Consider the following 14,907-nt stretch of genomic DNA (forward strand, 5'->3'; position numbering starts at 1 on the left):
GGGTGGGGAGCGCGTAAGGGTTATTCGGGAGGCAGGATCACGCGGGTGACCTGGATGTCGATCGCGCCTTTACCCGTGCTCGGGTCTTTATTAAAGAATTTTAATATACAAAATCGTTCCAAAACCCATCATTCACCACCAAAACCTAACGCATACTTACACTTATACAACGAAGAAACCTCCTTCTTTGACAACACACCTTCAATTTCACACAGAGGAACGACAACATAATCATACAACCAACGACGAAAACATTCACTCATCATCTTCTCCCAATCCTCCAAAACACATACATTCCATTGCGCATGTCCCACAGCAATTCTAAAACCATTATCTGCCAAGTCTACGACAACAACGCGAGCCCCTACCAAACTGACCGATGATGGCCACGATAATACTTCGGCCGCCCATGTCGAAGACAAAGCTCGTGCCACCATAGGAAAGCCAGTCGCCGCATTAGGATGTCTATGCAATTCCATCTCTTCACTATCCAAAACCTTCATCAACTCAGTTTCTAACAAGTCTTTTGCTTCAGACATTCGCTCAAATTCCTCCATAAAATGGTAACTATTCATAAGTGCTATTAAAGATGACGCCCATGTAAAAAACCATTCAGGACGCTGAAGTTCAGCAGTCAACAACACATCCAAGCATGCTTCACCTTCATTCTGACCAAAAGACTTCTCCTTCTTCCATATCCAACCGCCCATTAAATCATATGAAGGCATCACCCTCCCACCATTCCAGCCCAAGTCAACCTCTCGGTCTAAATAATCACAAAAAGCAAACACTTCAACAGAAAACGGAAGCCCTCTTTTATCTAAACCACTATCAACTTTCGCCAAGAAAATACCAAGGCGCCGTTTTAGATCTTTTGCCACACCTTCCCTAGCTTTCACAAAATCCACAAAAACAAACCTTGAGCCTTTTAAATCGTCTTTTGGATTAGCCTTAATATCATCAATAAGACTCAAAAACTCAATTTCCTTAACCATATTCAACGGGACACTCAAAGAGAAATAGCGATCAAAGTATGCAGGTTCAGACACAGAGTTAAATGGCTTAATAACGTTAAGGGTTACGAAGTTTTCGGATATTCTTGGCCATGGAAATAGCGTTCGCAACAACCTTCCTTCACGTGGAGAAAACCTCTCATCAACATCTTCACACTCTTTTTTCCAAACGTCCATTATATCCTTCCTTTCTTTTCCAGAATGTTGAGCGCAATTAAAATTTATATACTCGCCTATTCCTGAAACATATTGATAAAAGTCAGGGGTTAGAAGCCGTAGGGATTCAATTACCCACAAATCGATACAATCTACCTCTCCTTTCATAATTTCCAGTGAAAATATCAATGAATTGTATACTCTTTTAATTGTACGAATATCGCGAAGAAGGGAAGACATACCTGCCTGCCAAAACACCTCGAACCTTTCTTCCGAATAACCAATCGACACTAGTGACAAGTCTAAACCCCACAAAAGTTGTTTCATATATTGCTTTCTTCCATCTTCTAACGGCTTGGGAACTCTAAATGCAACTTGAACAATCTTTTCAAGAAAGTTTTCCGCCTTTGCCCCATGTAAGCTAGCAATAGCGTGCTGAACCTGCTTTTCATCACAAGACAACACAAATATAGTGTATGGAAAATCAGCAACAGCCTTAACCATTTGCAAGATGGCGACAATCTCACCTGGCATTAATCTATCCAGATCATCAATTATTATAATAAGTCGCATGCGGCGAAAAATAATTTCATTTTTTATTTCATGTTTTACATCAACCAAGCTAGCATTACTATGACGACCTAACATACCTCCAAACAAGTTAAGCAAACCTGTTGCAATTTTCGGGTAGCCCGCAAGTCCGAACATTGAATCAGCAGGACTTAACAGCTTGGCATACTGCTCGAGGCGATTTGCAAACGTACGACTTACACTCCATGAGTGAGCAGCACGAATCTCGGAAGCCAATGTTTCAAAAAATGCGACGATCAAATCTTGCCGTTCCGAAAAAAGCCATGGCTTAAACTCAAATATAATTGGATCATTGTAATAATCTGGAAGATAAGGGTTTTCTATTTTCCTGTTGCGGTTTTCATTAAGAAAAAAATTTATGTCATCGCGAACAAAATTTAACAGCGTCGACTTACCAACCCCCCATTCGCCATAAATACCAACTACAAAAGATTTTTTCGCGTGAACATTTAATAATCGCCGCGCAATTTCTCTTGCAAGCGGACGGCGATTTAATAAATCTTTGTTCGCAACCTCATCCTCTTCAAACATTAACTGGCGAGTCTCCACATTACACTCCTAAATCAGGCTAAAACCAAACCTTAGCAACATAAACTTACAAATGACCACACAACCATTGGCCCGCTGTTTCGAAAAAATCCCCTTACCAAAACTACACTTTATTGTCTTATACAACCCAACTCTTCCTATTTACCTCATCCACTCCATCCACCACCACCCCGGCCGCCGCCAACGCTTCCAACGACGCCTCGATCGAGGCGTTCCGGGACTTCACATGGCCGCCTTTGGTGAAGTGCTCTTAAAACGCCCCGGTGCTCAGGCCCGGCTTCTCTTTGACCAGCGATTTGATAACCTCGTGCCTGGCGAGCTCGGCTTTGGGCCAGGTGCGCTCGTGGAGCACCACCACGCTCTCGGCCTCGTCCGCGTCGTCGTCGATCTTCGTGTCCATCGCATTCTGCATGGCGGAGCCCGTGCCCTCCGGGTTCTGATACTCCGGACGCAACCAACGGATCAGGCCGCGCGCCTCCTCTTCGGCCCGCTCACGGTTGAGATCGACCAGGCGCTGCAAAATCTCTTCGTCGTCCAGATCGTGCGGCCAGCCATACGCGTCGGCCACGGCCCGGTCGAGTGCCTCGCTATGATCTGGGAGATGCTGAAGGTTGTACGGCATGGTGCTCCCCGGGTACGGCGCGTGGGTGACAGTTACGTACGTTTACCATAGCACCCCCGCCCTTTCGATTCGCTTTTGTTCGGGAGCACGATCAAAAGCCCTCATCCCACCCTGCCCGGAGCAGCCCTCGGAAGGCCGCGTTCACGCTTTTACTCAGGTAAGTCGACGGCTCAGCCCACTTATCCCCGGTTTTACGCGAGTAAATCGACGACTCAGCCTCCCCCCGCACACTAAAAAACCCGAGCGCATCCAGGGCGGCGACTGGCAAGGAGGCTGGGATGAAGCTGTAGCAGCGCTACCGCGAATCCCAGACGACACAGCCAGCGTCGTCCCGGGGCGCTCGGCTCTCACTTCGCCTCAACCGGCAAATGCAACCTCAAGCCCACATGATGCGCCGGCATCCAGGCCGGCCGGTCGTGTTGCAGCACGGCCTGGTAGAAATACCCGATCTCAAAGTGTTCGCCGGCATAGTACGCGCCGAGGGTGGCGCCGGGCACCACCCCGCGGCGCTCCACCCCGACGCCCAGGCCCAGCTCCAGGGTCAGCCCCCCGAAGGGGCCCATCCCCGAGAGGCGGCCGCGTCCGTAGAGCGTGCCCCCCTCGATCCGCTCCCAGTTTGAGGGCACCACGAGGGTAACATCGACGCCGACGCCAGCCCGAACCATGGCGTTCATGCGGGCGAAGGGAAAGCGCGACTCACGGGCATACATATACCCCGCGCCCAGCCCGATGCGGTCATTGAGGCCGTACTCCAGGCGCAAGCCGGGGACATGCACCCGCGTGTTGACCGTGGTCTCGCGCAACGCCGAGGGCGCCAGAAACTGCTCCTGGGCGCTCGCCAGGGTCGTCGTCATCATCACCGACCCCATCACCACCAGCGCCACCGCCACGTTCGAACTGCTTGCCATGCCATACTCCTCAATCACAAACACCACGGGCACCCACAAGGGGTGCCCCTACGATTGCGCACACGCAGCCGCGCCCCCCCAACGTGCTCACGAATCGACCCACACCGCAAACCCCGGCGTCCCACAACCACCTGACCACACAACCACATAACCACAAAGCACACCCCCAAACGCCCTCACGAACCGCACGCCCCCCAACCCGAGCGCATCCAGGGCGGCGACTGGCAAGGAGGCTGGGATGAAGCTGTAGCAGCGCTACCGCGAATCCCAGACGACACAGCCAGCGTCGTCCTGGGGCGATCGGCACCCCCGAGCGCATCCAGGGCGACGATTGGCAAGGAGGCTGGGATGAAGCTGTAGCAGCGCTACCGCGAATCCCAGACGACACAGCCAGCGTCGTCCTGGGGCGCTCGGCATCAGAAGAACAGAGTAAACTCCGTCACCTCCCGAATCTCTACCCCCTGACTTCCCGCCACGTTCCCAAAGGTGCCTTCGACCATGTAGATCCGGCCCTCCTCCACGTTGAACACCGTCGTCGCGTCCACCTCGGATTTCATCGTCGGCGAGGCGGCGCCAACCATGGCCATGTCCTGGTCAAACTCGTCGTCGAAGAAGTCGTCGTCGCCGCCGAAGTCATCGCCGAAATCATCGCCAAAGCCATCGTCGCTCTCGTCGAGGGCCCGGCCGGTGGCGACGGTGCCGTCGATCATCTGCTGGCTGTCGACGGCGAGCTTGATGCGCAGGGTGCCACACGAGCTCATCTCGCACTGCTGTTTGGGACCGGCGGTGGTCTTGACGGTGCCGGCGGGGAAGTCGGTCTCAAACACATCGCCGGCGGCGACGGCGCCCTGGGGAAGCTCCAGGAGGCTGAGCACCTGAACGGGCAGCACGTCGAGGTGCTGCACCGGGCGCTCCTGCTCCTCGGTACGGGTGCGCCGGGTGGGCGCGACCTGGCGGGTGCCCCCCTGCAGGCTCACGCGGCCGGTTCTGGGGTCGATGCTGGCCGACGCGCTCACCTCCTCGCCGCCGGCGCTGGCCGAAGAACTCATCGAGATGCCGTTTTCGCCCACCTCGTAGCGCAGCACCGCGGTCGGGCCCTCTTCGGTGATCTCGACCACCACGCGCTCAAAGAACTCCAGGCGACCGCTGCGATCCATATACGCCCGCAGGGTGCGCACCTCGGCGGGCAGGTCGTCGAGGCTCGTCGCCCCGCCCCACTGGCCGCGCATCTCCATCGCGTCCACATGAAACGCCAGCTCGTAGCGCCCATCCGGCGCCATGCCCACCACCTCCATGCGGATGGTGGTGCTCATCTCAACGCGATCTTTGAAGAGCGACGAGTCGCCCCCGCCCATCATCTGGCCCATCATGGCGCCCATCTGGCCGCCCACCTTCATCTCAATATCGCTCGTGGCGTTGTACTGAAGCTCCAGCTCCTCGCCGGCCTCAAGCTCCCACTCCCAACGCTCGGCCTGCCCGCGGGCCTGGTCGGGTGCGGGCTCCGAGCGCTCTTCCATAGCATCGACGTCAACCTCTTCGACCTCGACCTCCGCCGCGACCTGCTGCTCCTCGGCCTCCACCGGGGCCGTCGAGGCCTGCTGCGCCTCGCCAGTCGCTTCGGCCTGCGCCGGGCGCTCCTGGGGCGCTTCGGTGACGTAGACATAGGTGGGGGTGCAGCCGCTCACTCCAAAAATTGCAGCGAGGATCAGGGTCTTCTTCCAGCTCATAAAACGCTCTCTTGGATTAGGTGCAACATTGTCGTGACGCGTCGTTGGCGACGCATTGCATTTGGGTGGCTCTTGTACGGAGGCTCCCCCACCAACATTCAAAATGGGGCGGGCTCGGGGTTGTATGGGTGGCTCGTACTCACACTCAGGCACAAGCCTGACCCCGGGTTTGATCTTGAACCAGCCCCCCCCGAACCCAACCGCATCCAGGGCGGCGCCTGGCAAGGAGCCAGGACGAAGCTGTAGCAGCGCTACTGCGAGGACGCAGCGACGCAGCCAGCGTCGTCCCGGGGCGGTCGGCACCGGCTCAATGCGGAAACAGCGGGATATGCAAACGCAAGCCAACGTTGTGCGTACTCATCCACCCCGGCCGATAACTCTGCAGCACCGCCTGATAAAAATACCCGATCTCAAACTGCTTCCCGGCGTAATACGCCCCGATGGTCGCGCCCGGCACCACCCCCCGGCTCTCGATGCCCCCGCCCAGCCCCAGCTCCAGGGTCACGCCCCCGGAGGGCCCCACGCCGGACACGCGTCCGCGGCCGTAGAGGGTGATGGCCTCCAGTCCCCCCCAGTCCGAGGGCACCACAAAGCTTAAGTCAGCCCCGCCGCCCGCCCGAAAGAGGGTCTCCACGCCGGCGAACGCAAAGGTCGTCTCGTAGGCGTACATATAGCCCACACCCAGCCCCAGCACCTCCGAAAAGCCGTAATCAAAACGCAGCCCGGGCATATGCACCCGCTGGCTGGTCTTGGTCAGCTCAAACTCCTCCTTATTGACCACGCTCCCCTGTGCACTCGCCAGGCTCGCCAGCCCCATCACCGCACACATCGCCACCAGGGCCACTGCTGCTTTCGAATGACTCTTCATCCTTCCCTCCTGCACATCCTGTTCATCCACCACATCACGAATCCCTATCCCCAGACGCATACCACCCCACGCCCTCACAAATCGACCCACACCATCAACCCCAGCGCCCCACAACCACACAACCACCCAACCACCTAACCACAACCCGCATCCCCCCCAACGCCCGCACAAACCTCCCCACAACGCGCCCCTCCTAGTCCACCGAACTCCTCCCCACCGCCCCCCCACCATCCGGCTCTTCCTCAGACGTTGAAGCGTCGTCGCCAACATCCATCCTCTGCACCAGCCACCCCACCGGCCGTCCGTCCTGGGTGGCCAGCAGACGAATCTCCACATTCACCCCCTCAAACTGCGCCTCGATCACCGCCGGCTCATGGGTCTGGCGAAAATCCTCTAAAATCTCGCGGCGGCGCTCCCGCACCCAGCTTAAGGTCGCTTCGACCACCTCGTGATGCTCGACCGTCCAGGTCGAGGCGATCAGGTGGCTGTCCAGCCCCACGAGCATGCGCTCGCCAGGCAGACCCCAGATCAACCCGAGCACCAGCTGCTTTTGCTGGTTGATGCGCCCGCGCATCTCCGCCTGCAGCTCATCGCGGGCATCGAGCGCGGCGTTGAGCTGACGCGACACCACCCCCAGCTCATCGTTCTCCCGCATATCAAAACGCCTCCAGTGCTCGCCGACCAGGATCGCCTCGGCCACCTCGTTGAGCTCCTCCAGACGAAGCAGGATTTTCGACTGCAGCGCCCGCGCCAGAAAGACCATCGAGACCAGGGCGACGGTCACCAGCAGGCCCAGCCAGCCGGCGGTCTGCAGAGCGGTCATGCGCGCGTTGCGGTCGGCCTCGATGATCGCCTGGTGGTTGCGATCCAGAAGCTCAAAGGTCTGCTGACGGGCTTGAATGTAGGAGGGAAAGATCGCTTCGCTGAACGCGCGCAGCGGCTGCGCGTGGCGCTGCGAAAGCGTGGCGTTGCGCACCTCGACATAGCCGGCGTAGTTCGCGCGGACCTCTTCCAGAAGCTCCGCCTCCCCCTCGATGGTGGCGTTGGCCTCCGCCCGTCCCAGCGCCGCATAAAAGGTCTGATCGCTGAGCAGCAGCCCCTCCTCGATGTTCTCCCGGGTCAGCAGCGCGCTCATCGTCATCGTGTTCTGATGCTCCAGCGCCTCCATCATCTCGACCGAGGCGGTCACGCTGCGGAAGTTCTCGCTCAGGATGCGGTCGATGGCCTCGCTGATGCTGAAGAAGCCAAACGCCGCCCCCCCGGCGGTCAAGAGCACCAGCACGGCCATGTAGCCATAGCCCAGCAACAAACGTGTACGAAGTTTCATCATGGCATCAGCCCACTGCTCAAAAGGACCTTCGGGGGGAGGTGGCGCAGGCCGGCGTTTCCACCGGCGCGGCGCCCCCTGGGAGACGGGCTTACGCCAGCGACGCCAGGTTGCGAATCGAGTTCACCGAGCCCACCACCACCAGCACATCGCCGCTCTGCAGCGACTCGCCACCCATGGGGTTGGCAATCACCTGATCGCCGCGCTGAATCGCCATGATCGAGACGGCGTAGCGGTTGCGAATGTCGAGATCAGCGAGCGTCTTGCCCACAAAGGCTTCGGGGGCCTCGACCTCGGCCAGGTTGCTGTCGCCGAGCTCCACCTGCTCCAGGATGCTGGGCTGGCTTAAGCGCGCGGCCAGCCGGCGACCCATCTCTTCCTCGGGGTTAACGACCTCATCGGCGCCGATGGCCCGCAACACCCGCGCGTGCAGATCGCTCATGGCGCGCGCCACAATGCGCGGCACCCCGACCTGTTTGAGGAGCGCGGTGGTGAGCACAGACGCCTCGATCGAATGCGCGCCGATGGCGACCACCACACAGCTCATCGTCTCAAGCTGCAGCTCTTGCAAGGTGCGCTCATCGGTGGCGTCGGCGCGAATGGCCACGTCGGCATCCTGCGAGGCGTTCTCCACCAGCTCCGCGTCCAGGTCGATGGCCATCACCGACTCGCCCTGATGCGCCAGGTTGCGCGCCACGCTCATGCCAAACTGCCCCAGACCAATCACCGCAAACTGACTCATAACTGCTCACGTCTCCGCGCCCTCCATCGAGCGCGACCTCTCAAAAGTTGAACCCCTGCCACATCATGCGCATCCACCCGATCAACCCACCATGATGCGGGCCTCCGGGTACGAGAGACGGCTGGGCTGACCGCGCCCCAGCACCAGCGCCAGCGCCAGCGGACCGACGCGACCGATGAAAATCACCAGCACGATCAAGAGCTTACCGATGTCGTTGAGCTGGCTTGTCGCTCCCACCGAGAGCCCCACCGTCCCCAGCGCGCTGGCCGCCTCAAAGGCCAACATGTCGAAGGGGATCGACTGGGTCAACAGGAGCAAAAAGAGCAGCGTAAAGCCCAGCACCAGGCTGATCACGGTGATGCCCGCCGAGCGGTAGACGATCTCCTGGGGGATCTCGCGCCGAAAGAGCACCACCCGCGGCGTGCCGCTGGCGATGCCGCGCACCGCAAAGAGCAGCACCACAAGGGTGGTGAGCTTGATGCCCCCGGCGGTCGAGCCTGGCGCGCCGCCGATGAACATAAAGAAGATCATAAACCACTGCGTCGCCGGACTCAGGATCGTGGTGTCCACCGAGTTAAAGCCCGAGGAGCGCAGGGTCACGCTCTGCATCAGCGCGTTGAAGAAACGCTCGCGCCAGCTCATATCGGCCAGCACCCCGTTCCACTCGCAGACGAAGAAGAGCACCATCCCGGCCAGGATCAGCGCCACGGTGCCGATGCCGATCAGCCGGGCCTGCACATTGACTTTGCGGCGCTCCCCGCGCAGCCACTGCCAGGCCACCGCCAGCACCAGAAAGCCCACGCTCCCCAGGGTCACCAGCACCGAAAAGATCGTCAGCGCCAGCGGGTCGTCCTGGAACATCATCAAAGAGTCCGACTGCAGCGCAAACCCCGCATGGCAGAAGGCCGAGACCGCATGAAAGACGCCCATCCACAACGCTTCATCAAAGAGGTAGCCGTGGCGCATATACACCACGGTGAGCCCCGCCGCGCCCAGCCCCTCAATGGCCAGGGTCGAGCCCACAATAAACTTCGCCAGGCTGTACGCGCTCTGCGAGCCCGGCAGATCGAGCACCTCTTCCAGCGCCCGCTCCGCGCGCATCCCCAGCCGACTTCCCAGCAGAAGCGTCGCGAAGGTCGAGAGCACAAGAATGCCGATGCCCCCCATCTGAAAGAGCACCAGGATGACCACGTGCCCGAAGAAGGTGAACGCCTCCGGCGTATCCAGCACGATCAGCCCGGTGATGCAGGAGGCGCTCGTCGCTGTAAATAATGCATCGATCGGGCTCACCGGCACCCCGGTGGCCGAGGCCGCCGGCAGGCTCAACAAGAGCGTCCCGATGGCGGTAAGCGTGGCGAAGGTCGTCAGTACCAGCAGCGCCGGATACTCATAGAAGTAGTCGAGCACGTCGTTGAAGATCGGCTCGCGCGCCGAGAGCACAAAGAGCATCGCGAACTGATAAAGACCCAACAACAGCAGCAGCACCTGGGGGCTTCCCAGGAAAAACGCCATCAGGAAAAGGGGCACGAGAATCAGCAGTGTCCACAGCCGGCGCTCGCGCACCATCGTGCCCACCGCCGGCGCGGTCAGCGCGCTGACCACCAGCGCAAAAGCCATCGTGGCGATCACCACAAAGTCCTGCCCGCTGAGCTCAAAGCCCACCACCCCCACGTTGAGAATAAGCGAGACCCAGAGCAGGTGACGCACCCCGGCGCCGTTTTTGCGACTCCAGCGATCCAGCCGGCTCTCGCGCTGCTCCATCCCCACCGTCGCCCGCGAGCGCGGGCCGCTCAGCCGCAGCGGAAAGAGCGTCCAGGCCAACACCACCAGGTTCCAGATCATCGCCCCGGCCGGGATGATCGGGCTGACGGCCAGCGCCGCCATAAACACCCCGATGGAGAGCGAGCAGGTCAGCCCCACCAGCCACACCACCCGCGGGTGGTTACGCCCGTAGCCCCACAGCGCCAACAGCGTCGAGCCCAGGAGCACCATCGCGTAGAGCTGCCCCCACTCGGTGACCTCATCGGCCCCGCCGAAGTAGCCATTGGGCATATGCACAGCCAGCTGCGCAAAGGCCGAGAAGATGTTCGCCCCCATGAACCTCGCCGCAGCCAACCGCCGCTCAGCGCTCGTACCCAGATCCGCCATACGTCAAAACCACATGCAATAGACATCATCCCCGGCCCTCAGCCGGCCGGCTCCGGCCGCATAGTCATCCCCCCACCACCTAAATGCAACTTTTCCCGACGCCGCGCGGTTGGTATGAGTCTTGGTAAAGCTTGTCGCTGCCCGCGCCACGCAACGCTTCCAACCAGGGACCCCGCATGCAGGCCCTCGCCAACGCTCAAAAAGGCGACCTCCCGGCGCTCAAACCCGGCGATCTGGTCGCCGGCCGCTTCCGCATCGTCGAGATCATCGGCTCCGGGGGCTTCTCCGTCGTTTACCGCGCCCACCAGGAGGGCATGAACCGCTTTGTGGCGCTCAAGGTGCTCAAGCCGCGGGCCTCAGCCGACGCCAAGATCGTGGAGCGCTTTCGCCGCGAGGCTCTCTTCGCAAGCCAGCTTACCCACGCCAACACCATCACCCTCTTTGACTACGGCCAGACCGAAGAGGGCTTGTGCTACATCGCCATGGAGTTTCTGCGCGGGCGCGACTTAAGCGACGAGGTCCAGCACGGCCGCCCGATGGATCTCAAGCGGGTCTGGTCGATCCTCACCCAGGTCTGCCGCAGCCTGGCCGAAGCCCACCGCATGGGGCTGATCCACCGCGACTTAAAACCCGAAAACATCTTCCTGGTCGATCGCGACGGCCACGACCACGTCAAGGTCCTGGATTTTGGCGTCTCCAAAGCCTTGAGCGACTTTGGCGACGCCCGCGCAAGCTCGCTGGCCCCCCTCACCCAGGAGGGCACGGTCTTCGGCACGCCCCTCTACATGGCCCCCGAGCAGGCCATGGCCGAAGACATCAGCCCGGCGGTCGATGTCTACGCCCTGGGCCACATCGCCTTTGAAATGATCACCGGGCGCGCGGCCTACGACGGGCAATTGAGCCCGATGGACGTGATGCTCAAGCAGATCAACGATCCCCCCCTGGCGCTCCCCGCCCCCTTTGCCGATCTGCCCTTCTTTGAGCTGATCAAGAGCTGCACCCACAAAGATCCCTACCGACGCATCCGCAACGCCGGCGAGCTCTTAGCGGCGCTGATGGATGAGGCGTTTCTACCCTACATGGATCTTCGGGAGGTGCCGCCCGGGCTGCGTCAGTCCAGCCAGCCTCGCCCCCTGGTCGCGCTTCCGGCGGCCGGCGAGGAGCTGGAGCAACCGGGCCTGGCCGAAGAGGTCTACCGCTGGGAGCTCTCGGTTCTCTCCGAGATGTTGCGCGAGGTCCAGGAGAGCGCTCAGCTCCGCCTGGCGGTCATCCGCGGCAACCCCGGCACCGGGCGCAGCAACCTGCTGCGGGCCTTTCTGCGCCAGCAAAAAAACCAGCTCGGCGTGCGCCTGATCCACCGCGAGTCCAACCCCTCGGCCACCCACGCCACCGCCGGGCTGGAGACTGATCTGGCGCAGGTCTCCGGGCTGCGCCTGCGCGGCGAGGGCATCAAAGAGGTCAACCGCCTGCTGCGCGAACTTCACGGGGAGCAGGACGACGCCACCCTCACCGAGCTGATGCCGGTGCGCATCGACTCCAACCCCTTGAGCGAGCTCACCTCACTGCGCGACGCCTTCTTAAGCCGCATGGTCGAGCCCTTTCGGCGCGCCTCGCGCGTCGGCTCGCTGATCTGGGGCATCGAGAACTTAGAGACCCTCGATACCCTCACGCTGGCCTTTCTCGACCGCTTTCTACGCGAACTTCAGGTGCACCCGGCCCCCATCCTGGTGGTGGTCACCGTGCACCCCGACGCGTTGAGCCGCCGCCCGGGGATGATGCGCTACACCGACGCCATCGTGGAGGCCCCGGCGACCTATGCGCGCCAGCTGCGCCTGCTGGAGCCCGGTGCCCGCAAAGAAGGTCACGCCGAGTCGAGCGAGGTCTTGCAAGAGCTGGCCGACATCAGCTCCGGCGCCACCGTCGACGGCTCGTACCTGGGGAGCTCTCCGAGCCCCCTGCGAGCCTCCGAGGCCCGGGAGGCCACCGAGGCGCCCGCGCGCGGGACGGTGCCCACCGCCGATCCCACCGATGAGGAGATCGCCCGCTGGGCAGCGATGGCCGACGGTGCCCAGCCCCTGCTCCCCGAGCCGGATGCGCCCACCGACCCAACCTCCGACGCCTCGCCCCGCACCGAGTCCGACTCGCCCTTCACCGCCCCCGACGCCCCCGCCACCGGCTCACCCTCCAGCCAGGCCCCGGCCGAGATCCACCAGGCCTTCGACAGCGTGCTCGGCTACCTGGCGCAGCTCGACGAGCGCGCTGTCGAGCGTCCCCTCTGGGAGTTCATCTACCACCGGGTGCTCCCCTTTGAGACCACCCGCGTGATGGGCGTGATCCTGGAGCAGGCCGAGCGTTTTGGCATCATCCGGCTGAGCGACGACGCCATCGCGTTCAGCGACCAGGAGTACGCCCACAACCTGCGCCAGCTCTTCGCCGAGCGCGAAGACGCCATCGAGGCCCATCTCAACCTGGCAAAGCTCCTGCACGAGTTCGCGCCCCGGCCCACCCCGCGCGATCTTCGCCGCATTGTGCACCACGCCATCAAGGGCCACGACTTTGAGCGCGCCATCAGCCTTCTGGTCGAAGCTGGCGAGTCGGCCTACGAGGAGCTCGACCTGGACTCGGCGCGCGAGCACTTTTTGCAGTTCAAAGCCCTGCTCGACGACCTGGCCATGCGCTCCCCCACCCCGGCGGCGGCCTACGTGCCCCACCCCGGCGTGTGGCTGCGCCTTGGCGAGGTCCAGGGCGCGCTTGGCGAGCACGGCGCAGCCGAAGACGCGCTTCTGCGCGCGATCCGCGAGGCCCGCGATGAGGATCACACCCTGCGCGCCAACGCCCACAAACTGCTGGCAGACCTGGCCATGAGCCAGACCCGCTATGAAGACGCGTTGCATCACTACGAGGCGGCCCGCGACCTCTTTAAGAAGACCGCGCTGGCCCGCCCCTACGTCGCGACGCTTGCTGAGATCGGCCGCTGCGCCGTGCTGCTCGGGCGCCCCCGCCAGGCCGAGGGCATCCTGCTGCAGAGCATCGACAAGGCCGAGACGTTGCAGGACGACGCCCTGCGCGCCCGCCAGCACCGCTACATGGGTGATGTGCTCACCCGCCAGGGGCGTTTCTTAGAGGCCGTCGACCATCTCAAACGCGCCATGGAGATCTTCGACGACGACGATCACCCCCGCGACGTCGTCGCCTGCCTCCAGGAGCTCGGCCGCGCCCACTTCGCCGCCGGCCTCTTCGAGGCCTCCCGCGACAACTTCACGCGCGCGCTCGCCCTGACCTCCACGCATCACTTGCACGACGAGCACACCCCGCACGTCGGCCTGGCGCGCGCCCTTGCGGCCCTTGAGAGCCTGCAGCAAGCCGAGCTTCACCTGGTCGAAGCGATGAGCTTCTACGGCACCCGCAACGACGCGCTGCGCCGCGCCCGGGTGCAGTTTCACCTGGGCGATCTCTACCTGGCGATGGGCCGCCCCCAGATCGCCCACGAGCACTACGAGCACGTCTTCTACGTCGGCGAGGAGACCGGCCAGCGCGAGCTCGCGTTCAACGCGCTCGTGCGTCAGGCCTACGCCTGCTTCGATCAGGACGAAGACGCCGCGGCCTTCGAGGCCCTCTCCGACGCGGTCACCTTCGCCGACGAGGTCGTCGACGCCGAGCAGACCGCGGTGGCCCGCGCCCACATCATCTACCTGCAACTTCTGGCGAGCGGCTTTAACGCGCGCGGCGAGTTCTTCTCCTCGCTGCTGGTCGCCGGGCCCGGGGAGCGGGTGCGCGCCTCCAACGTGCTCTGCGACCTCTTCCGCGCCGACGTCGCGCTGGCCCGCGACGAGCTCAGCGAGGCCGCCACCCTCCTGGCTCGCGCTCGCCTCAACGCCGCCAGCCTCGGCAGCTACGGCGTCTTCATCGCCCTGGCCCGCCGCGAACACGAGCTCGGCCAGGTCCGCGGCCGCCTGGCCAACCCGCACATCGGCACGGGCTACGCCATCGGCTCCATCTTACCCCCCGAGGTCGGCCGCCGCCGCTTCACATCGACCCGCATCGGCGCCAGCAAGACCTGAGGCGTTCCGCCCAACCCACACGCCAACTCCCAACATCGCGAACCACCGGCGCCCCACCACAACACGCACACCCCCCAACGCCCTCACGAATCGACCCACATCGCGAACCTCGGTGCCCCACAACCACCCAACCACACAACCACCTGACCACAACACGCGCCCCCCCCAACCCACACGCCAACTCCCAACATCGCG

General features: G+C 61.9%; 9 protein-coding genes. 1 reads left to right on the top strand and 8 read right to left on the bottom strand.

Annotated features, from left to right (window positions below):
• Positions 1 to 128: 128 nt before the first annotated feature.
• From FRC96_RS02945 to FRC96_RS02985, 8 genes are all read right to left on the bottom strand, one after another.
• Complete coding sequence (locus tag FRC96_RS02945) at positions 129 to 2,309, bottom strand: KAP family P-loop NTPase fold protein (protein WP_146972559.1); 2,181 nt, start codon at positions 2,307 to 2,309, stop codon at positions 129 to 131.
• A 250-nt stretch (positions 2,310 to 2,559) separates the two neighbouring features.
• On the bottom strand, positions 2,560 to 2,931 hold the full coding sequence (locus FRC96_RS02950) for a hypothetical protein (RefSeq protein ID WP_146972560.1): 372 nt from the start codon (positions 2,929 to 2,931) through the stop codon (positions 2,560 to 2,562).
• A gap of 347 nt (positions 2,932 to 3,278) precedes the next feature.
• Positions 3,279 to 3,839 carry a hypothetical protein gene (locus FRC96_RS02955; RefSeq protein ID WP_146972562.1) on the bottom strand — a complete coding sequence of 187 codons (561 nt, stop codon included), beginning with the start codon at positions 3,837 to 3,839 and terminating at the stop codon, positions 3,279 to 3,281.
• A gap of 416 nt (positions 3,840 to 4,255) precedes the next feature.
• Positions 4,256 to 5,566: a hypothetical protein gene (locus FRC96_RS02960; RefSeq protein WP_230469810.1), complete on the bottom strand. Its 1,311-nt coding sequence runs from the start codon at positions 5,564 to 5,566 to the stop codon at positions 4,256 to 4,258.
• Between the two features lie 307 nt (positions 5,567 to 5,873).
• Complete coding sequence (locus tag FRC96_RS02970; protein WP_146972567.1) at positions 5,874 to 6,434, bottom strand: hypothetical protein; 561 nt, start codon at positions 6,432 to 6,434, stop codon at positions 5,874 to 5,876.
• A 193-nt stretch (positions 6,435 to 6,627) separates the two neighbouring features.
• On the bottom strand, positions 6,628 to 7,761 hold the full coding sequence (locus tag FRC96_RS02975) for a hypothetical protein (RefSeq protein ID WP_146972569.1): 1,134 nt from the start codon (positions 7,759 to 7,761) through the stop codon (positions 6,628 to 6,630).
• 91 nt (positions 7,762 to 7,852) lie between these two features.
• Positions 7,853 to 8,503: a potassium channel family protein gene (locus FRC96_RS02980; RefSeq protein WP_115606132.1), complete on the bottom strand. Its 651-nt coding sequence runs from the start codon at positions 8,501 to 8,503 to the stop codon at positions 7,853 to 7,855.
• 81 nt (positions 8,504 to 8,584) lie between these two features.
• Complete coding sequence (locus FRC96_RS02985) at positions 8,585 to 10,600, bottom strand: TrkH family potassium uptake protein (protein ID WP_230469811.1); 2,016 nt, start codon at positions 10,598 to 10,600, stop codon at positions 8,585 to 8,587.
• Between the two features lie 227 nt (positions 10,601 to 10,827).
• On the opposite strand from FRC96_RS02985, the gene FRC96_RS02990 reads away from it, so the two are divergent.
• Entirely contained in the window at positions 10,828 to 14,712 is a 3,885-nt protein-coding gene (locus FRC96_RS02990) for a serine/threonine-protein kinase (RefSeq protein WP_146972573.1), read from the top strand.
• The last annotated feature ends 195 nt before the right edge of the window (positions 14,713 to 14,907 follow it).

The organism is Lujinxingia vulgaris, from assembly GCF_007997005.1.
In the GTDB taxonomy this organism is placed as follows: domain Bacteria; phylum Myxococcota_A; class Bradymonadia; order Bradymonadales; family Bradymonadaceae; genus Lujinxingia.

Bases quoted from the DNA above. Each gene is read 5' to 3' on its own strand.
- FRC96_RS02950 (WP_146972560.1), bottom strand. From the start codon at position 2,931: ATGCCGTACAACCTTCAGCATCTCCCAGATCATAGCGAGGCACTCGAC.
- FRC96_RS02955 (WP_146972562.1), bottom strand. From the start codon at position 3,839: ATGGCAAGCAGTTCGAACGTGGCGGTGGCGCTGGTGGTGATGGGGTCG.
- FRC96_RS02960 (WP_230469810.1), bottom strand. From the start codon at position 5,566: ATGAGCTGGAAGAAGACCCTGATCCTCGCTGCAATTTTTGGAGTGAGC.
- FRC96_RS02970 (WP_146972567.1), bottom strand. From the start codon at position 6,434: ATGAAGAGTCATTCGAAAGCAGCAGTGGCCCTGGTGGCGATGTGTGCG.
- FRC96_RS02975 (WP_146972569.1), bottom strand. From the start codon at position 7,761: ATGAAACTTCGTACACGTTTGTTGCTGGGCTATGGCTACATGGCCGTG.
- FRC96_RS02980 (WP_115606132.1), bottom strand. From the start codon at position 8,503: ATGAGTCAGTTTGCGGTGATTGGTCTGGGGCAGTTTGGCATGAGCGTG.
- FRC96_RS02985 (WP_230469811.1), bottom strand. From the start codon at position 10,600: ATGGGGGCGAACATCTTCTCGGCCTTTGCGCAGCTGGCTGTGCATATG.
- FRC96_RS02990 (WP_146972573.1), top strand. From the start codon at position 10,828: ATGCAGGCCCTCGCCAACGCTCAAAAAGGCGACCTCCCGGCGCTCAAA.